At 41.0% G+C, this 20274-nt stretch carries 21 protein-coding genes and 1 pseudogene; 13 read left to right on the forward strand and 9 right to left on the reverse strand.

Annotation, left to right across the window (positions count from 1 at the left end):
- Positions 1 to 180 precede the first annotated feature (180 nt).
- The gene (locus GTQ43_RS01695; protein ID WP_265270128.1) at positions 181 to 1734 is read right to left on the reverse strand and encodes a GAF domain-containing sensor histidine kinase; all 1554 of its coding nucleotides are present in this window, start codon (positions 1732 to 1734) and stop codon (positions 181 to 183) included.
- A 561-nt stretch (positions 1735 to 2295) separates the two neighbouring features.
- Between GTQ43_RS01695 and GTQ43_RS01700 the strand changes: the two genes are divergently transcribed.
- The 5 genes from GTQ43_RS01700 to GTQ43_RS01720 all read left to right on the forward strand — a co-directional run bounded on the left by GTQ43_RS01700 (position 2296) and on the right by GTQ43_RS01720 (position 9546).
- Positions 2296 to 3552: a DegT/DnrJ/EryC1/StrS family aminotransferase gene (locus tag GTQ43_RS01700; RefSeq protein ID WP_414859105.1), complete on the forward strand. Its 1257-nt coding sequence runs from the start codon at positions 2296 to 2298 to the stop codon at positions 3550 to 3552.
- A 216-nt stretch (positions 3553 to 3768) separates the two neighbouring features.
- Complete coding sequence (crtB, locus tag GTQ43_RS01705; protein ID WP_265273641.1) at positions 3769 to 4662, forward strand: cyanoexosortase B; 894 nt, start codon at positions 3769 to 3771, stop codon at positions 4660 to 4662.
- A gap of 170 nt (positions 4663 to 4832) precedes the next feature.
- Positions 4833 to 5555, forward strand: coding sequence for a cyanoexosortase B system-associated protein (locus tag GTQ43_RS01710; protein WP_265270132.1), 723 nt, complete (start codon positions 4833 to 4835; stop codon positions 5553 to 5555).
- 232 nt (positions 5556 to 5787) lie between these two features.
- Positions 5788 to 7146 carry a polysaccharide biosynthesis/export family protein gene (locus tag GTQ43_RS01715; RefSeq protein ID WP_265270134.1) on the forward strand — a complete coding sequence of 453 codons (1359 nt, stop codon included), beginning with the start codon at positions 5788 to 5790 and terminating at the stop codon, positions 7144 to 7146.
- Between the two features lie 219 nt (positions 7147 to 7365).
- Positions 7366 to 9546, forward strand: a complete 2181-nt coding sequence (locus tag GTQ43_RS01720) for a GumC family protein (RefSeq protein ID WP_265270136.1) — start codon at positions 7366 to 7368, stop codon at positions 9544 to 9546.
- Between the two features lie 271 nt (positions 9547 to 9817).
- Here GTQ43_RS01720 and GTQ43_RS01725 read toward each other — a convergent pair whose 3' ends face one another.
- The 3 genes from GTQ43_RS01725 to GTQ43_RS01735 all read right to left on the reverse strand — a co-directional run bounded on the left by GTQ43_RS01725 (position 9818) and on the right by GTQ43_RS01735 (position 11930).
- Positions 9818 to 10489, reverse strand: a complete 672-nt coding sequence (locus GTQ43_RS01725; protein WP_265270140.1) for a rhomboid family intramembrane serine protease — start codon at positions 10487 to 10489, stop codon at positions 9818 to 9820.
- A 131-nt stretch (positions 10490 to 10620) separates the two neighbouring features.
- Positions 10621 to 11334, reverse strand: coding sequence for a rhomboid family intramembrane serine protease (locus GTQ43_RS01730; RefSeq protein ID WP_265270142.1), 714 nt, complete (start codon positions 11332 to 11334; stop codon positions 10621 to 10623).
- A gap of 116 nt (positions 11335 to 11450) precedes the next feature.
- Positions 11451 to 11930 carry an MEKHLA domain-containing protein gene (locus GTQ43_RS01735; RefSeq protein ID WP_265270144.1) on the reverse strand — a complete coding sequence of 160 codons (480 nt, stop codon included), beginning with the start codon at positions 11928 to 11930 and terminating at the stop codon, positions 11451 to 11453.
- Positions 11931 to 12087: 157 nt separating this feature from the next.
- Here GTQ43_RS01735 and GTQ43_RS01740 point away from each other — a divergent pair, with 157 nt between their 5' ends.
- Positions 12088 to 12708 (forward strand): tetratricopeptide repeat protein, encoded by a 621-nt coding sequence (locus tag GTQ43_RS01740; protein ID WP_265270145.1) that lies wholly within the window; start codon positions 12088 to 12090, stop codon positions 12706 to 12708.
- 191 nt (positions 12709 to 12899) lie between these two features.
- Here the strand turns inward: GTQ43_RS01740 and GTQ43_RS01745 are convergent, their stop codons facing one another.
- Together GTQ43_RS01745 and GTQ43_RS01750 are read right to left on the reverse strand one after the other, a co-directional pair.
- On the reverse strand, positions 12900 to 13103 hold the full coding sequence (locus GTQ43_RS01745; protein WP_265273642.1) for a type II toxin-antitoxin system HicA family toxin: 204 nt from the start codon (positions 13101 to 13103) through the stop codon (positions 12900 to 12902).
- 14 nt (positions 13104 to 13117) lie between these two features.
- Entirely contained in the window at positions 13118 to 13324 is a 207-nt protein-coding gene (locus tag GTQ43_RS01750; RefSeq protein ID WP_265270147.1) for a type II toxin-antitoxin system HicB family antitoxin, read from the reverse strand.
- A 399-nt stretch (positions 13325 to 13723) separates the two neighbouring features.
- On the opposite strand from GTQ43_RS01750, the gene GTQ43_RS01755 reads away from it, so the two are divergent.
- The 3 genes from GTQ43_RS01755 to GTQ43_RS01765 all read left to right on the forward strand — a co-directional run bounded on the left by GTQ43_RS01755 (position 13724) and on the right by GTQ43_RS01765 (position 16240).
- Positions 13724 to 14236 (forward strand): hypothetical protein, encoded by a 513-nt coding sequence (locus GTQ43_RS01755; protein WP_265270149.1) that lies wholly within the window; start codon positions 13724 to 13726, stop codon positions 14234 to 14236.
- Between the two features lie 63 nt (positions 14237 to 14299).
- Positions 14300 to 14728, forward strand: a complete 429-nt coding sequence (locus tag GTQ43_RS01760) for a hypothetical protein (RefSeq protein WP_265270151.1) — start codon at positions 14300 to 14302, stop codon at positions 14726 to 14728.
- Between the two features lie 36 nt (positions 14729 to 14764).
- Positions 14765 to 16240, forward strand: coding sequence for an ATP-binding cassette domain-containing protein (locus tag GTQ43_RS01765; RefSeq protein ID WP_265270152.1), 1476 nt, complete (start codon positions 14765 to 14767; stop codon positions 16238 to 16240).
- 140 nt (positions 16241 to 16380) lie between these two features.
- Here GTQ43_RS01765 and GTQ43_RS01770 read toward each other — a convergent pair whose 3' ends face one another.
- Both GTQ43_RS01770 and GTQ43_RS01775 read right to left on the reverse strand, forming a co-directional pair.
- Positions 16381 to 16977: a Uma2 family endonuclease gene (locus GTQ43_RS01770; protein WP_265270154.1), complete on the reverse strand. Its 597-nt coding sequence runs from the start codon at positions 16975 to 16977 to the stop codon at positions 16381 to 16383.
- A 402-nt stretch (positions 16978 to 17379) separates the two neighbouring features.
- Positions 17380 to 17802 carry a hypothetical protein gene (locus tag GTQ43_RS01775; protein WP_265273643.1) on the reverse strand — a complete coding sequence of 141 codons (423 nt, stop codon included), beginning with the start codon at positions 17800 to 17802 and terminating at the stop codon, positions 17380 to 17382.
- Between the two features lie 263 nt (positions 17803 to 18065).
- Between GTQ43_RS01775 and GTQ43_RS01780 the strand changes: the two genes are divergently transcribed.
- Entirely contained in the window at positions 18066 to 18698 is a 633-nt protein-coding gene (locus GTQ43_RS01780) for a DUF1294 domain-containing protein (RefSeq protein ID WP_265270156.1), read from the forward strand.
- 40 nt (positions 18699 to 18738) lie between these two features.
- Here GTQ43_RS01780 and GTQ43_RS01785 read toward each other — a convergent pair.
- Positions 18739 to 18979: pseudogene (locus GTQ43_RS01785) on the reverse strand (type II toxin-antitoxin system Phd/YefM family antitoxin).
- A 150-nt stretch (positions 18980 to 19129) separates the two neighbouring features.
- Here GTQ43_RS01785 and GTQ43_RS01790 point away from each other — a divergent pair.
- The 3 genes from GTQ43_RS01790 to GTQ43_RS01800 all read left to right on the forward strand — a co-directional run bounded on the left by GTQ43_RS01790 (position 19130) and on the right by GTQ43_RS01800 (position 20221).
- A complete protein-coding gene (locus GTQ43_RS01790; protein WP_094339997.1) occupies positions 19130 to 19354 on the forward strand; it encodes a hypothetical protein in 225 nt (74 codons plus the stop codon).
- Positions 19344 to 19751, forward strand: coding sequence for a hypothetical protein (locus GTQ43_RS01795; RefSeq protein WP_265270159.1), 408 nt, complete (start codon positions 19344 to 19346; stop codon positions 19749 to 19751). Before GTQ43_RS01790 ends, GTQ43_RS01795 begins: the two co-directional genes overlap by 11 nt.
- An 83-nt stretch (positions 19752 to 19834) precedes the next feature.
- Positions 19835 to 20221, forward strand: coding sequence for a hypothetical protein (locus GTQ43_RS01800; protein ID WP_265270161.1), 387 nt, complete (start codon positions 19835 to 19837; stop codon positions 20219 to 20221).
- Positions 20222 to 20274: the final 53 nt, after the last annotated feature.

Raw genomic sequence — 20274 nt, forward strand, 5'->3', positions numbered from 1 at the left:
TAACAAAGAGTGAACTACCCACCTAGTTAAACATCGCATGATGGCGCTCTTATTCCTAGCCATCACCCGCTACCTTCACTCCAAAACCACTTCAGCCAATATCAAATTAATATAGCCCTTCATGTACTTAATACTTTAAAATACCTCTTTTCCAATGCCCAATGCCCAATGCCCATATAATTAGACATCGCTAATTGCTTGTGATGGAGTCGCCAATTGGAGTGGCAAAGAAAGCACATAACGATATCCTGATTCTGGTGAACCTTGAATCAAAATTTGTCCGCTGTGCAACTCTGCCAGTTGACAACTTAGCAATAAACCCAAACTTTCACGAGAAAGACTTCCATTTGATTTAGCTAAATTTATACCGGAACTAGCAGGAAAGAAATTTGAGTGGGAATCACTCAAGTTTTTTGAATTGTCCACTGTTACTGATGAAATATCTAGTTGCTCCTGGCTTTCTGTATGATTACTGTAAGCTGTTGCTTCACCTGTAAACTCCAACAGCGACAAGGAATTGAGACGTAAGTAAGGATCAACCTCAGTGATCCCATCCCCTAGCCAGGGATGAGAAACCCAAATAGTGATATTGAGTGTATCTTCCTTGTAAGATACATGAATGCGAACAAAGCTACCTGTAGCTGAAAGTTGAATCACACTGAAAACCAAGTGATAAAGCATTTGTCGCACCTTATCTTTATCTAAGGGCCAAATGCGATTCCGTCCCGGTTCTATAGAGAGGCGAATATCTTGCTCACGCCGATGAGCCGCTTCTTCTAAGCTATTGATAGCTTGTTGACATAGCATTTCTATATCCACAGGAGCGAGATTTAGCACAGTTGAGTTGTCATCCGTCGCTCCTAGTTCGGTAATTTCGTTTACTAGGGAAAGTAAGTAGCGACCACTGTGTTGAATAATTTCCAAATATTCTCTCTGCTTAGTTGTCAAAGGCCCATAAATCTCACGTCCTAAAACACTAGCCATACCAAGTACAGACGTTAAGGGCGTGCGTAACTCGTGAGTTAGCTGACCTAAAAGTTCCAGTTTCAGTTGCTTGGTAGAAACAGAGTCGCTATCTTTGGTGGGTGCAGTAATTTTAATCTCAGTATTACGTTCTTCATTGAGTGAAAATATTCGAGCGTTCTTGGCGGCGCTTGATTCGAGTTTTCCTTGCAGGAGTCGGTTACGCTCAAATTCACTCATGCTCCAACGAGCGATGATTTGCAAAAACTCAATGTCTCTAGGTGCAAAATTGCGCGGCACTAAATCCATGACCGCCAATGCTCCCAAGCAATGACCCTCAGCATCAATCAGTGGGGCTCCTAAGTAAGCACGAATACCATAATCCTGTACCAACTTGCTGCTAGCAAGAACTGGATCTGTAAGTTTATGTGTATCATTAATTACAAATATTTGTAAACTCTCTACTACCTGAGTGCAAAAGGATTCCCGGCGTAACAGTTGGCGATTTTGTGCCAAATGATTCATTAGCCCCAGTCTCGATAAGCCCACCGCCGACTTAAACCAGTGCCGGTCTTGATCCACAAATCCCAATATGGAAATTGGTGATTCCAAAAAGTGGGCAGCAGTCTGTGTGGCTTCTTCAAAAACCGGAATCGTTTCTGGTTGCCGCAAACCTAAATCCGACAAAGCTTTGAGGCGTTGTTGTTCTCTTGATTCATGAGAATCCCAACCATCCTTTAGGGCAAATAATTTGTTTTCAGGCTCTATCATTGCCACTGCTACCTTAATAATTTCTCGATCCTGCAATTGATATAAGCCCTATTTCTGGGTTATCAATTGCTATCTTTAAGCATTCCCTAATTTTGCCTCTGACAAACAAGTTTGGGACAAAAATTTTTTATCCCTTACATGAAGTTGGCAACGCGGTATGAACTAGTTACTATTTACAGGCGCTGAATGTTCTTTATTTAGAACTGGTGTAGTATTTATTGCTTAAGATTTTGCAGTCAGACTGCGTTAGATTTGGATTCAGCCAGGGTAAGCTAGTGCTAAGGATAAAATACAAAGGGGCTGTCATTTTTTATGTACAGAAGGGAAAGTTCTTACTGGTATATTCAAAGTAAATTTACTTAATAATTTTTATAAAAGCGTAGCTTTTGTGGCAGTTATTACTGATAAGAGCTAGCATAGATGGCTGACAATCCTAGATAGTTGATATAACTCTCGAACTAGTAGATTAACCTATTACAATTTTCAGCATAAAATTGTACAGGTTTTTCTCTTTTTTCCATACGAGGAAATATTTTTTGAGGATAATTGGTAATGACTAAAATGAGCATTAGAGTTCCTTTTGTAGACCTGAAGTTACAACACGAACCAATTCAAAGACAATTGCAATATGCAATTCAATCTGTATTGGAACGGGGAGATTTTATTTTAGGGCAAGCACTCTCAGATTTTGAAGCAGCATTTGCGTCAGTATCGGGGACAGCTTATGGGGTTGGTGTTGCATCAGGAACAGATGCGATCGCTCTTGGATTACAAGCTTGTAATATTGGTACTGGTGATGAAGTAATTTTACCAGCAAACACTTTTATCGCCACCTTGATTGGGGTTATCCGGGCTGGTGCAAAGCCAATTTTGGTAGATTGCGATCGCCAAACAGCTTTAATTGATTTAGAGGCCGCAGCCAAGGCAATTACACCTCAGACTAAAGCAATTATCCCTGTGCATCTCTATGGTCAGATGGTATCACCGCGTGAATTATTGAACTTTGCTGATACCTACAAACTATTAATTTTTGAAGATGCCGCCCAAGCACACCTCGCCCAAAGAGACGGATATCACGCCGGTTCAGTAGGAATAGCAGCAGCTTTTAGTTTCTATCCTAGTAAAAATTTGGGAGCATTTGGGGATGGAGGAATGTTGCTGACACGAGATTCCGATGTCGCCCAGAAGATGGTACGCTTGCGAAATTATGGTGCATCGCAAAAGTATTTTCACACTGAAGCAGGTACAAATAGCCGCTTGGATACCTTACAAGCAGCAGTATTGCACCAGAAACTACCATACTTACCACAATGGAATCGCGATCGCCTGAATATTGCCCAGCAGTATGATAATGAACTAGCGCCCTTGGCAACTGCTGGCATTATCCCTCTAGAAAACCAAAGTGGTACAGGACACGTTTATCATCTTTATGTGATTAAAATCGATGATTCTTGCCCAATAGAACGCCTACAACTCCAGGAAAAACTCACAGCAGCAGGGATTCAAACTGGCATTCACTATCCTATTCCTTGTCATCTCCAGCCAGCATTTAGCAACTTAGGCTATCAACCAGGAGATTTTCCCCAAGCAGAGAAGTTATCACAGCAAATATTATCATTACCGATGTATCCTGGTTTGAGCAGTAGCCAAGTTAAAGAAGTTGTAGCTGCGATCGCTAATGCAGTCTCAACGAGTTATAAGGCAGATAATCTATCTTCTGCTGATTGGTTAGGACTCGATAATCCCGCCCTAGAAGTCCCAATAAATCAAAAAGCAGACAACATATCTCCTGCTGACCTTGACAGCGTGGTAGTTTGAAGTTGATTCAATGCAAAACAGGAAGTAGGGAATTGAGCATGGGGCACTGGGAAAGAGGAGGCAGGAGGCAGAAGTTCTTTAATTTTGAATTCTGTCTGGGACACGCTGCGCGAACGTAGAGAGCGTCATTTTGAATTGATTTCTCCCTCATCTTCCCCATTCCCCATTCCCCATTCCCCACCTGAAATACTGAAAGTTTTTGAATTACTGAAAATCATGGCACTCCAGCAACAGGTAAAAAAAAGAAATGTCTCAGACTTATTAAATCTAGCCATTGTAGGCGTTTTGCTGCTGCTTTATGCGCCTATATTGCTACACTGGTTGGATGGTTGGCTGAACAAAAATATCAGTACAGAACACGAATATTTCAGTCACGGGATTATTGGTTTGCCATTTGCGGCGTATCTAGCCTGGATGAACCGGAAAAAGTGGAAACGCTTACCAGATACCATCCATCCTTTGAGCGCTGTTTTCTTGTTATTTGGGGCAGTGTTTTATCTGAGTGGGGTTACAGAGTGGGTTAACCTTTCCTTGCCCGTTATTTTGGCAGGATTATGCTTATGGTTTAAAGGAATAGCAGGTTTGCGATCGCAAAGATTTCCCCTACTACTAGTATTTTTGGCAACTCCAACGGCAGCACCCTATCTCATTGCTCCCTATACCTTGCCTCTCCAAAGCTTCATCGCTGGCACAGCAGGCTTCATACTCAATCAATTTGGTATGGACGTAACCGTAAATGAGATAAATCTCTACGTGGGAGGACGGATTGTGGAAGTTGCTCCTTATTGTGCAGGGCTAAAAATGTTGTTTACTACTCTCTACGTAGGCTTGATGCTACTTTATTGGACGGAGGCTTTGTCTTCACGCCGCACAACTATATCGTTTTTATCTCTTGGTGTGATAATTAGTATTAGTGCCAATATCATTCGGAATACTTTACTGACCTTCTTTCACGGCACAGGTCAAGAAGCAGCTTTTAAATGGCTACATGAGGGTTGGGGTGGTGATGTATACTCTGCTTGTATGCTGGTGTCATTAGTACCTTTACTGAATTGGCTTAATAGCTATTTTTCAGCATCTCTAAAAACTCAACAAGAAGGAGAAAGTTAGAAGTATTGGGCATTGGGCATTGGGCATTGGGGAAGAAACTTGTTAGATAATTCCCCCTTGTCTCTCTTATCCTCCTTATCCCCGTACTTCTCCTCTACTCATAAATATTACTGAACTCATGGTGTGATTTTATGAAGTAAAATTTTGCCTAAGTATCAAAATTTTTACTGATGATTTCCTTCTCTAAGTTTTTCAAAGAAAACCAATTGAGTCAGATAGCAGCACTTTTGTTATTGCTACTGCTACTTGCAATGGGAGCGGTTCCCGGATACCTAACAGGACACTGGCAATGGAAACAGCGGCCACCTGTTACTACCCTCAACGAATTAAAACATATCCGCAATACTGGATTATCCCTTCCTGGTTGGCAAACTATTGAACAAACAGAACAGGAAATTGGCGAACATAAATGGTCTTTGCAAGTACTTAAAAAAGAAGGTTCCCAATCTCAGGCAATTCTGCTTTTGTTACCACAAAATGGGCCTATGGATCAACCAGAGGTAGAGTGGACAGACGTTAACGGCTGGGGAAGATCACGCTGGGGAAAGTGGGATATAGCTCAATCTCGTTCTGGTGAATTTAATGTGAAACCAACTGCAAAATTGGCTTCTAACGTCGAAACTAAAGTAGAAGCTAGGTTCTTTCGCGCCTCTACACCACAGCAGACCTTCGCTGTTTTGCAATGGTACGCTATGCCAGACGGCGGAAATTCATCACCTTTACACTGGTTCTTGGCAGATCAATTGGCTCAGTGGCACAAGCAACGCATTCCTTGGGTGGGCGTGAGCATTCTGATTCCAATGGAACCTTTAGGGCAAGTAGAAACATCTTGGTCTTTAGCACAGTCTATTGGGGAAACAGTGCAAGCTGAATTGATGGCAGGCCCTTTATAGGGTTTGTTACAAATACCTTGATGCAGAGATTCATCACAAGTATCTCTGACAATTATATTCAGGCTGAAACTTAACTAAAAGATATTAGTAAAATGAAGTTAGAAATTAAGTTATAGCAAAATTCTTCTCTGTTTCTTAGTAAATACTTGCAGAGAACAGAGACATTGAGGACATTTATAGAGTAAAATAACGACTCGGCGCGACTAATTCCTATATCAATTTTTTTGCACCGATGTTCATAGATCCCAGTTCTTATATGCGTGCATTCAGCGCCCTGTGTTTTGTCAGTCTTCAAGTAGGAGTTTTCTTAATAACACCTATCCAACTTGTTGTTGCCCAACCTTTTCCACCTCAAGGCAAATCACCCATACAACCCCCCCCGCCTGTGCCAGGTACTGAGGTTGTACCTCTAGGTGTAAATAACGAAATTTCGCCCCAACTCAGCCACTACCTATTGGGCCCAGGAGATACAATTGGCGTTGTGCTTCAGCGTCCTCCTGGCCCATACCGTTTAGGAATAGGAGATGGAATTAGCGTTTCGGTTCAGCGCTTTCCAGATTTGAGCTTTCAAGCTTTAATCAACCCAGAAGGTAATATTGTGGTGCCGCTACTGGGAAAAGTTTCCTTACAAGGTTTGACTTTGGAAGAAGCCCAAGAAAAAATTCGCTTGGGTTTAAATCGTTATGTGGTTGATCCAATAATAGTTTTAGCCTTAGCAACACAGCGTCAAGATTTAAGTTTTCAAGCTGTAATTAGTCTAGAAGGCAACATTATAGTGCCACAAGTGGGAACAGTTTCTTTGCAAGGTTTGACTTTGGAAGAAGCTCAAGAAAAAATTCGCTTGGGTTTAAGTCGTATTTTACCAGATCCAATTGTAGTAGTGTCCTTGGCAGGAACGCGACCAGTTCAAGTGACTGTTAGCGGGGAAATATTTCGACCAGGAATTTATCCGATTAATTCAACAACACCCCGCGTTGCTGATGCCTTGCAAGTATCTGGTGGTTCAACATTGAATGCAGACCTGCGGCAAATCCAAATACGCCGCAAGTTAATTGATGGTTCTGTGATTTCACAAACTATTGACTTATATGCAGCACTGCAAAATGGCGGTTCAATCCCTAATTTCCGCTTACAAGACGGAGATGCAATACTCATCCCCCGTCGAGAAGTTGGTAATGATGACGGTTACGATCGCAATTTAGTAGCACGTTCATCCTTAGCAGTACCACAGATTAGAGTCCGGGTTTTAAACTACGCTGCGGGAGGTCTTTCCACTCAAGCTTTGCCTAATGGCAGTACATTTGTAGATGCTTTAGGAGGAGTTAATCTCGACGCGTCTAACCTCCGGGATATCGCTTTGGTTCGCTTTGATCCTGAACGAGGCAAGGCTGTTACCCAAAAACTTGATGCTAAAAAAGCTTTAGGCGGTGATGCATCTCAAAATGTGGCGCTTCAAGATAATGATGTTATTGTTGTTGGTCGGAACCTCATTGGTAAAATTACTAATTTACTGACTACCATTACCCAACCTTTCTTCAATGTCCAGTCGTTTCTCCAATTCTTTAAAAACTTCGGTGGTGGATCAAATTAGTAAATCTAAAATAAGGATACAATCTGTAAATAGTTGGGACTGGAGGAAGCCACATTTCCAACTTATTTTTGTATTGATTAATGGAAAAATCTTAAAGATATGAACCGATATTTCCAGTAGGAAGTTGATAGCGTTTTTGTATCAAAGCCACTATCTTGAATTTGGTGCTTCCTAATTTTTAATTTTTAATTTTTAATTTTTAATTGGAGCGAAGCGACCATGACCCCACCAATTGTTAAGCGCTATCTTATTGCTTTTGATAAATATAAGTGGATTGGACTAGCTAGTTTTGCTCTAGTGGTAGCAGGGTCAACTGTGGTCGCTATGCAGCCAGAACCACCTACTAACTATATAGCATCTGCTGCACTTACCTATAGTGGCCCTCCAGTTTCATTCTCTACAACTGGTACTGAAATCCAACAGCAAGGAAAGGAACTAAATCAAGATGTTTTATTATCAAACCAGATAATTGCATCAGTAGCACAAAAAGTCGATGTCAAACCGGCAAAACTTGGTGCTAGTGTTGTTCTTACTGTACCTAAAAAAAACCCCAGAACTGGAGATTTGGAATCTAGTATTTTGGAATTGAAATATGTAGATACTGATGCCAAACGAGGTATACAGGTATTAGCGGAATTGATGCAAGCAATGATTAAGTTAAGCGCTGATATCAATACTGGGCGATTACAAGCAATTATTGAAAAAATTAACGATCGCTTACCACAAGCTAAACGAGAACTCCAAGTTGCTGAAAAGAAGTTGGAACAGTACGATCGCATTGAGCGAACGGCAATATTAGCCGCCGAGAATGGCAGCTTGTTAAGCGCTATTACTGCTAGCCAAAATCTCCAACGGCAAATGCAATTAACTATTTCTGGGGTTGATGGCCAAATTAACAGCTTACGAAATAAGTTAGGCTTAACAGTCGGACAGGCTTATGTTTCTTCGGCTTTGAGTGCCGATCCGATTATTGCTAACTTGCGGGCGCAAATTTATCAAAGTGAGTCGCAAATCGCCTTACTCAGAAAGGATTTGCGACCGGAACACCCAACGATGATTCAATTGCAGCGTCAGAAACAAGCGGCTGAAGAATTGCTGCAACAACGGGCTGCTGAGGTGTTAGGTGGTGATGGTGGGGCGGCTCCGCTTCAGGGTAGTGTTGCAGGTATTCGCACCCAAAGTAGCTTAGATCCAGCCCGTCAGCAATTGGCTAATCAAATGGTGTCTTTGCAAACCCAACAGGAGACGCTACAACAACAACTAGCTCAAGAGATCCAACAAGAAGCGCGACTACGGCAAGAGTATTCTCTAATACCCAATAAGCAATTAGAGCGATCGCGTTTAGAACAGGAAGTTGGACTCAAAAAAGCCATCTATGACAAAATGCAGGTGAAACTAACCGATGCTAAAACCGCAGAAGCAGAAACTACCAGCAGTCTCAGCATTGCCAGACGACCGGCAGCTATTGCCGACACCAAACCCCCTAAGAGTGTACCTGTTACCCTGGCTGTGGGTGGTTTCTTAGGTGTGTTGATTGGTGGCGGGGTGATATTCTTGTTAGGCTCGCTGGAAGGAACTTTCAAAACCAGAGAGGATATTCGCGAAAGCCTCAAGCAACGGGAAGTGGCATTGTTGGCAGAATTGCCTTTAATGCCAGTTGATGATTTGGATAAAGAAGCAGTGCCGGTGGTCATTTCTGCGGATTCTCCTTATTTAGAATTTTATGAGAAGTTCCGCAGTAATTTGCGCCGGGTTGGTGGTAAAAACTTAAAAGTGGTGTTGATTACTAGCACCAGCAGCCTAGAAGGTAAAACCGCAAGTGCTTATAACTTGGGTATAGCTTCTGCCCGTGCGGGTAAAAGAACCTTGATTATCGAAACAGATTTGCGATCGCCTTCCCGTTGCACATCTCTGAGAGTAATTCCTGACCCCGAAGCCACTATTGAACCCCTGCGTTATTACGCTAACTTGAGTGAATGTATTCGTTTGGTTCCTGATGTGGAAAATTTATACATTCTTCCCAGTCCTGGCCCTGTGCGGCAATCTGCTGCTATTCTTGAATCCAGCGAAATGCGCCGGCTCATAGAAGATGTCCGCGAGCGCTTTGATTTAGTTATTTTAGACACTAGCCCCCTCAGTATATCAAACGATCCCCTGTTAATTCAACCTTACAGCGATGGGATAGTACTGGTGGCACGACCACACTATACACAAGAGAATATGCTAGGTGAAGCTATCGATCAATTAGTTGAATCGGAACTGGGGTTGTTAGGAGCAATTATTAATGGCGCTGATATCATTGTTTCCCTACCACCTGAAGAAGCCGTGGTTCAATCACCAAGGTTTACATCTGAGCTAGAAGAACCAGGAGAAGTTTCAGCTAGTGCCAATAAAAACTAATAGTTTCCCACATAGTTAGGACTTACGCACAGGTTACAAGAAAACGAACCACAGAGACAAGGTAGCGCAGTCTTGGGGAGCTAGTGCGGTCTTGGGGTCTCCCCAAGTGGAGCATCTGGCGTGGTTTCCCCTATGAGCGACTACCGCGCAGAGAACACGGAGGAATAAGAGTTTGAGAGTTTTTTTGCGTAAATCCTAATGGTGAATTGCCAAGATAGCATCTAGACTTTTGACTGCAATTTTTTCGTTATAAATTTCAGAATTTCTATACTTAGTCTTGCCTAAATAATCCAAATAGGGGAGCAAGAATTACCCCAAAAACAAAACCACCAATATGCGCCCAATACGCAACTCCACCAGTTTGCACAGTCATGTTAGCGGCTGCTTGCAGGGTAGAAAGACCGGAGATTACATTCTGCACAAAGAACAGTCCAATTATAAATAGTGCTGGAATTCTGATTGTGGTGATAAAAAAACCCAAAAATACTAAGGTCATGACTTTAGCGTGGGGAAAGCGGATAATGTATGCACCCAAAACCCCAGAAATTGCACCACTTGCCCCCAAGGAAGGAATCTCAGAATTCATGCCAATAAACCATTGGCATGAGGCAGCTAAAGCACCACATGCTAAATAAAAAATTAAATATTTGAAATGTCCTAAACGGTCTTCAATGTTGTTGCCAAAAATCCAGAGAAACAACATATTTGAGATTAAGTGCCACCAACCACCATGTAAGAATTGCGACGTAAATAACGTTATCCACTCTCCACTCAAATTGGTGGTTAACTCTTGAGGTATTACTGCATACTGATTTAAAAACTGACTCAATTGTGCATTTGATAGGCTCACCTCGTGAACAAAAACTAAAACATTCATGCCAATCAACCCGTAGGTGAAATACGGGGTGGTTCGCGTCGGATTTTCGTCGTAGAGGGGAAACACAGGTGTTTTTCCTAAATTATTTACTAACTGCAATATAGCTTGTAAGGCTAGCAGTTGCGAAATTTAGGCAATTTCACCTATTAAATAAACCAGTATAATTTAAGTTAATAACGATACCATGAAAATTATCTCTACCAAGATTCTTCCTGTGATTTATCGTTAAATAAACCCAATAGTGGGCCGAGAATTGCTCCAAAGATAAACCCACCTGCATGAGCCCAGTAAGCAATACCACCGCCTTCCATCCCGATATTAGTACGTGTCTCTAAACTAGCAAGTCCGTAGAAGGCTTGTTCGAGAAACCAGAATCCCAAAAAGAAATATGCGGGGACGCGGAAAGTTGGAAAGAAAAACCCTAAAGGGACTACGCCGAGAACTTCAACGTTGGGAAAGCGAAGAATGTATGCACCGAGAATACCTGCGATCGCACCACTCGCACCCAAAGAAGGAATGCTAGAATCTTGAGCGAAGAACCACTGTGTTAATGATGCCAAGACACCGCAAGATAAATAAAATAGCAAATATTTGGCATGACCTAACTTATCTTCAACGTTATTACCAAAAATCCAGAGAAATAGCATATTACCTGCTAGGTGCAAGAAACCACCATGCAAAAATTGCGAGGTAATCAAAGTTGCCCACTCTGGTACTGGTTGATGTAGAGAGATACCACCAAAGCTTAAAGTCAGTTCTCGTGGAACTACAGCCGCAAGGTGCAAAAATCCATTTAATGCTTGTGGGGGAAGACTTGCTTCATAAAGAAAAGCGAGGACGTTGGCAGCAATCAGCCCATAAGTGACATAAGGCGTGATTTTTGTGGGATTATTATCTCTAATGGGAACCACGGGCGTTTTTCCTGATTTTAAGACACAAACTCTACAATACTGAATCTTGTAAGTAGTTTCTTCTACCTCATGGATGGATCTCAGTTTGATATTTGAGATTTATTGTAGAATAAGCTTCATACAATAAATTTCCAGTTAGAGAAGAAAGCAGCTTGACCGCACTGCTGATTTTGTTCGTCTAAAACGTTCCATAGGATAGTATCTTCTATATAAAAACGTTTACCAGTACTAGAAGTACGAATACCGGAATAATTCTTGATAAAGCCTTTAGTTGCTGCTTCTGATAATAGGCGATCGCGTTCTTCTTGCACAACTTCTTCAGCCGATTTCCGAGAAGGCATTCTAGTAAATTCTTCCCAAGAAAGCTGCCATAATTCCAATGCTTTGCGATTACCATAGTTGAAAATTGGATCTGACTCAGTACCGTGAGAAACTAAGGCAAAAGGTGCTTCAAATAATACCTGTGCTATTTTCTGGGGTACACCATTTACATCCAACAAAGAATTTCCCGTCCAATACTGAAAACTGTTTACTAGGCGCTGACTATGGTGAATAATAGCCTCTTCCTGCCAAGGAAATTCGATAATGCTGGTCATGATAAAATGAATACATAGCATCAAAATTATGACATAAAACAGTTTTTTTCAATTTAACGCTTCAGGAAATCATAAACGCCTAATATTTGGAAGATTGACGTACTCTCCCCAAAGCTGAAAATATGTTAGTTAATTCTCTATATAGGCTTGGCAAATCATGTTTTTTTCAAATTCTCTGGAAAATCAACTCCAGCGCTGGAACGAAACCATTCGTAATCAGCCGAAAAATCCCAATGCTTACGTTCGTCGGGGTATGGTAAATTTTCAGCTTGCCAAAATTGATGAATCTATTCAAGATTTTGACATGGCCGAGCAACTGGATGCCAGTATCAAACCCTACCTCTGGCAACGGGGATTATCTTATTATTATGCAGAAAGATTTGCTGAAGGCGCTCAACAATTTGAAATAGATTTGACTGTGAATGCTCAAGATGTAGAAGAAACAGTATGGCGATATCTCTGCATAGCTCGTTCGTTAGGTGTTGAAGAGGCACGTAATTCTTTACTAACTGTAAAAAATGACCCTCGACGCATTATGCAGAGCGTATATGATTTTTATGCGGGAGATTGTACACCAGATGATGTTTTAACCGTTGGTCAATTAGAAGGGATAAAGGGAAATTTTTACAGTCATCTTTACTTGGGATTATATTACGAAGTTGAGAATAATGTTGATTTGGCTCATGAATATATAGTTAAAGCTGTTGATAATTACAAAATTGATGATTATATGTGGTATCTAGGGCAGGTACATAAAACGCTGCGAGGATGGCGATAGTCTATGTACTAATGTCCCAGCATTTTATCTCGCAGATACTTTTTGGCGATCGCCTCAGCCAGTTCAACCCTACAGCACAATACGGTTCAGTTAAGCCTTTCTTTCTTCTCTCTGCGTCCTTTGCGTCCTTTGCGGTTCGTTAAAAAAATGACTTGGGTAAAAAGTTTTAGCCTTAACTGAACTGTATTGCCCTATAGCAATGCAATAAATTCCTCTACGCTTAAATCAGCATCCCGAATTATTGCCCGCAACGTACCCTTGGCTAACTCCTGATGATATGGGATAACAACTTGAGAAAACGGTTCATCTCTTCGTAGAATAATATGGCTACTTTCCCTACGCTTTTCGTAAAAACCCACCTTTTCCCTAGCTCTGACGCAATCTCTTCCAGAAATGCTCGGTAGTTTGCTTACACGAGTACCAGAAACGTTTCAAAGTTATCTTCTGGAACAGGTAAGCCATCCTCCTGCAACGCGGCGATGTAACCTGCGATCGCCTCTTTTATATTGTAAAGGGCTTCCTGTTTATTTTTACCCTGGCTAAGACAACCTTTTAGGCTAGGGCACTCTACAATCCAATAGCCATCTTCATCTCGATACACGATTACCTGTCTCATATTCTACTGGATAACAAAAAATGTGTATGACTGCTCTTGATCTTAACAAGTAAGCCTCCTAAGATAACCGCTTGTATCTCTGTTATTTCATTTGGTTTCAGTACTAAACCAGCGATTGACTAGGCGATCGCCTAGTTTGTAACCGAGACTTCTAGTAGTCCGGCGAATATATTAGACTTTACAAACATCCTCCAAACTAATCTTATTTTGAATCTGAAACTGTTACTTCGATAGGTTTTTCGGGAATTCTACAAATATAGCTCTTGAAATTTCTCAGTCAACTGAGTAAGAGAGATAGAGGAAACTGGAGAGATAAAGAAGGTGAGACAGATACGCGATCGCATATTTCAGTAGAGCAGATAAATAACACACTTTAAGCAAAACATCTCAAATTACATCATGCAAAATCTCACAAATTTTCCCAGTTTAATCGATCGATGGCTTCGCTATCAATTCCAAACAATCTTAATTGTATGTTTTTTACTTTGGACACCGCTTCTAGTCATAGAAACTTTGCAGATTCAACATTCTTGCCATCCCATGATTCACTGGTCTGGTACACTTCCAGCAGAGTGCCAACCTAAAGCGCCGCCACCTAATTCTAATTCATTTAAAAAACCTGAAACTCGGCGCGATCGCCCTCAAGAACAAAAACAAATAGCAAAGAGCGATCGTAGTCCATTACTTAAACCCTCGCCTACTCCTCAACATCAAACACCTAGCATATCTCCACTACCTCAATCGCCAGAGATAGAAGATGTTCTCAAGATAGTAAAAGAGCATCCAGACATCACAGGCGGTGTTATTGGAATTGGAGTTGCAAGTATTGTGGCTCTTATTGGCGGTGTTCCCCTAGCTGCCGCCGTAGTAGTTGGTGCAGCAGTATGGCTTGCAATTCAGACAACGCCTTAGTAACACTATCTTAATTTCCAACTTTGTCGAATATTTCACGAAATAAAGGAGTAATCAACCAAAATGCAACCTTCTAACAACCCTCAACAATCTCCCGACCTTGTGCAATCCTCCTCCAACAACCCGCAAGTCATTCCAAGTTCAGATGGACAAATACAATCTCATCCCAATCCTATAGAAACTCCAGCCGTTTCCTTAAAAATTCTCGGTTCAGGATTTTCATTACACCTGAATAAATGGGTTGTTTTAGGAGTTTTAGGAGTTGCAATACTTGCCACATTCTTTCTGATAACGAAAGGAAGTGAATTTTGCTTATTCAGCACTTGTATACCACCAATTGATTCCACCAACTCACTTGCTATCAACTTTTGGGGATTTGCAGGAGGAACAGCAGCACTCGTCATTTTAACCACTTTTTTCGGTGTTTCGTTAATGCCTGCTGTTGCCGCTTCCTTTGCGGTTTGGTTTCTAATGCAAATGACACTCCATTAATTCTAAATCTTATCTATATTTTCTCTCAGACAAGCTATGAACATTATCGAACTCAAGCAAGTTTCTAAGGTAGTTTCCAAGGAATTCCAGCAAATTACTATCTTGAAGGATATCAATCTGATTGTACAGCGAGGCGAATTCATCTGGTTGCGTGGGGAAAATGGGGCTGGCAAGACTACTCTACTGAATCTGATTTTAGGGTTACTTAAACCCAGTAGTGGAGAAGTTGAGCTAATGGGGCTTTCACCACAGAATGCTAACTCAAAAATCCATGTTGGAGTAGCTTTCCAAGATGTACAGTTTCCAACAAATGTTAAAGTAAAGGAACTTGTTGAAATATTGAGAAGCTACTACCCTAATCCACTTTCAACTGAAGAAATATTGAACAAAGTTAATCTTAAAAATGAAGAAAATGATTGGGCAATTAAATTAAATGGTGGGCATCAACAGCGACTTAATTTTGCCCTTGCTCTAGCAGGTAATCCCGAACTGCTCGTCCTTGATGAACCAACTACATGTCTAGATGAACCGGGACGTGAAAAATTTTGGCAGGAAATCAAACTCTGCCGTGAACGAGGAGTCACTATTATAATGGTTACAAATAATGAACCAGATCGGGATAGATTAAATACCTTAGCAACTCGCTTTGTCACTGTCCATAAAATTACTGAAAGTCCCCCTGAAGGGCAGCTAACTCAGGAGCTAATAAATTTAGAAGATAACGCTTTATTAAATCAGTCTGAAAATACTATACAGACTGAGAATTTACCTGAAACTTCTTCTCAAAACATCCCACGCATTTTTCAACAACAGTTCTGGTTTGAAATCCTTCAACTACTTCGCACTCCAGTCTTTTTAATTGCAACACTTGCACTGGTGGGATTTGTACCGTTATTAAAATTGCAAGGATTGAAAGGAGAACAGGCAACAGAAACAGTCGTTTACCTTTCTGGTATCATACTTTTCACGATTGTCATCGACCGACTGGGTAAACGAATTGCAGTTGAGCGAGCGGAAAAATGGCTCAAGCTTTTGAGAGCAACACCTTTACCACCAGTAGTATATATGGCGGCTAAAATTGCCACTTCGCTTCTCATTTGTACAGTCAGCCTTTTATTAATCTTCGGATTAGGAAGTTGGCAACTTGAGATGAGAATGGATTTGATTCAAGGGTTAGCTCTGATATCAAGCCTAATCTTAGGAATTATACCTTTTGCGATTCTCGGTCTTGCATTGGGGTACTTGCTAAACCCCAAAAGTGCTGATTCTATTCTTAGCCTATCGCTAATTGTTATTCCTGTTGCTTGCGCTTCAATTCCACTTCCAGTACCGCAAATCGTCCAAGATTTTATTGCATTCTCGCCGTTCTACCACTTTCGGCAGTTAATTCTATCGGCGGTTAACTTGAACCACGATAACCACCTAATTCTACATTTACTTTGGCTACTTTGGGCTTGTGGTGCCTTTGGTTTATTGGCGGCTTGGTCTTATCAGCGCGACACCGTTCAGTAGCTTCAAGAGGATTATTGATTTATCTGAGTCCACTGGATTAATTAATCTCTACCATGAGTGCGCAATCCTCTGCAAGAGCCGCTAGGCGATCGCATCCTCATCGCTCATCTATTCTAATTTTCGGTGGCTTCGGTTTCAAACTACACTTGTCGGTACAAATCAGCGATGCCTTCGGCGGGCTTCGCCAACGCTATTTCTACATTCACCGATTCCAGTCGCAATATATCGCCCAAATTATACTCCGACAGTACCCATTTTCCCTGCTCATTGCGTCGAAACACTTCCACACCCGGTTGAGCTACTTGTACTAAGATATATTCTTGCAAGGTTGGAGATTGGCGATATTTGGCAAACTTTTTTCCCCTATCGGCTGCTTCTGTTGAAGGTGATAGCACTTCGATAATTAAGCAGGGAAATTGTACTAATTGTGGATCGGTATCGCGCTCATCGCAAGTCACCACCACATCTGGATAAAAATATTTTTGCCCCGGTTCTACCTGCACCTTTACATCTACAATGTATACTTCACAGGAGCGTAGGCGTAGCCCGTCGTAGACATCGGCTAGGGCATCATCTAAGAGCTTAAAGAAATTTCCAGAAACCCGATTATGGTTGCGTGTAGCACCACTCATCATCACAACTTCGCCATCCCAATACTCGTAGCGTTCCTCTTGGGTAGGTTCCCAAACCAGATATTCTTCTGCACTCATCAAAATGTTGTCGGGTAAAGCAACCATTGGTGCAATATCTTAATGATTTACTTTTCTAGGATAGCCAAAAAAGAGTAAGCATCGCCCAACCTCCTCTAATTATTGAAGGTACAATAGGCTCTCTAAAATTTGTTAACTGGCTATTTATCTTTTTGGGAGGAAGTCTTTTAAGCGAGAAAGCTTTAAACGAAGCAATTGTAATGTTTCTATACAGTATAAGTTTGACTTTCCTAGTCTTTTGTTTCCAGCACTTAACTGGTATTACCCTACGTGGTATCTAACTGTAAATTTGTCTATGAGCGATCGCAATTCAATAATCAACGGTAAGTAAAGTTTCTAAATTAGGCAATCAGCAGTGACCAAAACAGAGGCTCTGACTAAATAATACAGACAAAGCCTCTGAAAAATAAATAATTTATCAGCAGGAAACTAGAACTCTACACCATGTTTTTTGGCGATTTCATTCAGTTTATCATACTGATCTTGTGATACTTTAGTTAATATCTCTTCAGCCTGTTCTCTAGTACTTCCCTCTTTAGGAATTAAGTACTTGATATAAAGAGACACAAAATCAGCTGCGATCGCTAAACCGGATAAAGCGTGTTTGTCTGCTTCCTTACCTGCGATCGCAGCTACCAAACCTGCTTTAATTGGATCTGGTTTAACTTTCATGAACTGCTCGACAAGTTTAGGAACGTAGTCTGCTGGTGGCAAATTATCTAACTTACTTCTATCGGGAGTAAAGTTACATTCTGCGGCTTTTGCCTGTTCTAAAACACACCATTCTATGAATTCTTGCAATGCTGCATCGGGAACGCGAGGGAGATAATTATGTAGCGCTAAATCAGACACAAGCTTACCGTGTAAATTGCTGTTTTGTGGGAGTTGCATTAACGCAAGCCTAACGCACTGTTTCTATAAGTTTTAGTGTGTTACGCTACGAGTCTTGAATATAATTCATTGGGTATAGTCCATTGGTTATCATGACATTTTTGCCAAATTAAAAGAGTTGGTGGGGCGATGTCTCCGACGGGCTACGCCTACGCATTTTTGATGTTGTCTATTTGTGTAGACAAGGGCACACTATAAGAAAGGTATAAATATATGATTTGTTCATGGAACCTACTTTACACAAAGGGCAACTAATCAGATGGAATGACGATCGCGGGTTTGGTTTCATACAACCAGATGATGGTAGTCAAGAAGTCTTTTTACACATTACGGCATTGAAAGACGTTAACCGTCGTCCCCAAATTGGTGATTTCATTTGTTATCAATTAACAGCTAGTAAAGATGGCAAAGTACGTGCTTATAATGCTTCTATTGAAAGAGTTACATCAAAATCTTCATCTTCTAGCGCACCAAATAAGTCTATATCCAGAAATGTAGACAAATCTACATCATTAGTATTACAGACATTACTTCTATCTTTACTACCTGGGTTGGGTTCAATCCATCTTGCACTAACAACTGGCAACCCAATTCCTCTAATTCTTTATCCTGTCATGAGTTTAATTACCTTTGGACTATATGCCGATGATAAGTCTCGCGCACAACAAGGACGATGGAGAACGCAAGAAAATACTTTACATCTATGCGAATTTATGGGTGGTTGGTTAGGTGCATTTGTTGCTCAACAGAAGCTACATCACAAAAGCAGCAAAGTTTCTTATCAAGTTGTATTTTGGGTAATAACAATTCTTCACATTGTATTTTGGTTAGATTGGCTATTTTTGGTAGGGCGTTGATAAATCTGTTTTTCAGTATTGCTTCTAGAGGGTAATTGAGTCAACCGCCTTCAAATGCTGCCAAAATTTCTTCTGGTAAAGGCGCGTTGAAGTCATCTGGCACTACAAAACGCCCTTTATCTTGCCCTTAAACTATTGAGTCGATTTGATGAGGTGCGAAACAGAACCAACTTGGCGATCGGAATATCTCGGTTGGAAATAATGATTTCTTCTCCAAGTTCTACGCGCGACAACAGCTTTGAGAGATTCGTTTTAGCTTGATGAATATTTACAGTTTCCATAAGATTAAACTAAGTCTGTAAACTAAGTTTAGTGTGGTTGTCATAGTGAAACAAGGGCGATGTCTACGACAGGCTATTCGGTGTCGCTCAGTTGGATAACGGATCTAGTAAGCTATAAGTAAGCCTGGTTGGATAAATGGAGCGCGAAACATGACACTCAGTGAGCTACTTCCTGCTGTTCGCAAACTGTCTGTATCAGAAAAACTTAAGCTAATCCGCATTTTGGCAGAAGAATTGGATACTAACGAAGATATTTCGCCTTTAGAACCGTTTAAAACCTATGATTTGCCTACACCTTACAATTCATTTGGTGCCGGTGAAGTTCTTATGCAGGCATTGAAACAGACAGATCAAATGCGATCAGATGCGATTTAAATACTCGACTATTGATACTTCTCAAAATGAGTTTGACAGTTTGCCACGGATTCCACTGCGTCTTTGTCTAAGTGATAAAACAGTTGAAGCTCTTGGATTAGTGGACAGTGGTGCAACTGTAAATGTCTTGCCCTATGAAATTGGTATTGAGTTAGGTGGGGTTTGGGATGATAGCAGGGCAATTATTCAATTAGCAGGCAACCTGAGCAATATGCCAGCAATGCCATTCCTTGCAAACGTTGAGATCGGTAACTTTGCGCCGGTTCAACTGGTATTCGCTTGGGTGAGAAGAGCGAATGTACCCTTAATTTTTGGACAGACAAACTTTTTCCTAGAGTTTGATGTGTGTTTCTACCGTTCTAAACTGGAATTTGAGATCGAACCAAAATCTGAGTAAGAAATATAGATTTGTCTTTTGGGCGATCAGTTAATATATTTTTAGCGCTAGTGAGTAACTGGAAGCAGAGTGAGAGATACCTTATGAGTTTGTACACCCATTGGACTTGTTTTAATTGTCGAAAGAGTTTTCGTGGTCTTTCAACATCCAAATCTAAAACTGAAGGTTTGATAACAAAACGTAAATGTCCTGAATGCAGAGAGGAACTATACAATTTTGGTATATATTTTCAGCCACCGCGTCGCCAAGCAAAAAAAGCTTGGGCAATCATAGAACTATTGGCTAAAAACGGTTATAGGTTTCAAACAGAAGGCAGTACAGTCTACATCAATACCTTTATTCTAGCTGGTAACAAAAGTCGTTATGAAGATGTACGCCAGCGCATTGAATTTGAGAAACAGTCGCAAACTGATAACCAAGTAAAAGCAAAGATTGATTTTTATAAACAAGAAAAGCGTCTTCGTTATTAAAACAAACTTGAGATATACAATTAAATTGCTAGTTGCTAGCTATTGTGTAGGAT

Source organism: Nostoc sp. KVJ3, assembly GCF_026127265.1.
Classification (GTDB): Bacteria; Cyanobacteriota; Cyanobacteriia; order Cyanobacteriales; family Nostocaceae; genus Nostoc.

Bases quoted from the DNA above. Each gene is read 5' to 3' on its own strand.
- GTQ43_RS01695 (WP_265270128.1), bottom strand. From the start codon at position 1,734: ATGATAGAGCCTGAAAACAAATTATTTGCCCTAAAGGATGGTTGGGAT.
- GTQ43_RS01700 (WP_414859105.1), top strand. From the start codon at position 2,296: ATGAGCATTAGAGTTCCTTTTGTAGACCTGAAGTTACAACACGAACCA.
- crtB (WP_265273641.1), top strand. From the start codon at position 3,769: ATGGCACTCCAGCAACAGGTAAAAAAAAGAAATGTCTCAGACTTATTA.
- GTQ43_RS01710 (WP_265270132.1), top strand. From the start codon at position 4,833: ATGATTTCCTTCTCTAAGTTTTTCAAAGAAAACCAATTGAGTCAGATA.
- GTQ43_RS01715 (WP_265270134.1), top strand. From the start codon at position 5,788: ATGTTCATAGATCCCAGTTCTTATATGCGTGCATTCAGCGCCCTGTGT.
- GTQ43_RS01720 (WP_265270136.1), top strand. From the start codon at position 7,366: ATGACCCCACCAATTGTTAAGCGCTATCTTATTGCTTTTGATAAATAT.
- GTQ43_RS01735 (WP_265270144.1), bottom strand. From the start codon at position 11,930: ATGACCAGCATTATCGAATTTCCTTGGCAGGAAGAGGCTATTATTCAC.
- GTQ43_RS01740 (WP_265270145.1), top strand. From the start codon at position 12,088: ATGTTTTTTTCAAATTCTCTGGAAAATCAACTCCAGCGCTGGAACGAA.
- GTQ43_RS01750 (WP_265270147.1), bottom strand. From the start codon at position 13,324: ATGAGACAGGTAATCGTGTATCGAGATGAAGATGGCTATTGGATTGTA.
- GTQ43_RS01755 (WP_265270149.1), top strand. From the start codon at position 13,724: ATGCAAAATCTCACAAATTTTCCCAGTTTAATCGATCGATGGCTTCGC.
- GTQ43_RS01760 (WP_265270151.1), top strand. From the start codon at position 14,300: ATGCAACCTTCTAACAACCCTCAACAATCTCCCGACCTTGTGCAATCC.
- GTQ43_RS01765 (WP_265270152.1), top strand. From the start codon at position 14,765: ATGAACATTATCGAACTCAAGCAAGTTTCTAAGGTAGTTTCCAAGGAA.
- GTQ43_RS01770 (WP_265270154.1), bottom strand. From the start codon at position 16,977: ATGGTTGCTTTACCCGACAACATTTTGATGAGTGCAGAAGAATATCTG.
- GTQ43_RS01780 (WP_265270156.1), top strand. From the start codon at position 18,066: ATGGAACCTACTTTACACAAAGGGCAACTAATCAGATGGAATGACGAT.
- GTQ43_RS01790 (WP_094339997.1), top strand. From the start codon at position 19,130: ATGACACTCAGTGAGCTACTTCCTGCTGTTCGCAAACTGTCTGTATCA.
- GTQ43_RS01795 (WP_265270159.1), top strand. From the start codon at position 19,344: ATGCGATTTAAATACTCGACTATTGATACTTCTCAAAATGAGTTTGAC.
- GTQ43_RS01800 (WP_265270161.1), top strand. From the start codon at position 19,835: ATGAGTTTGTACACCCATTGGACTTGTTTTAATTGTCGAAAGAGTTTT.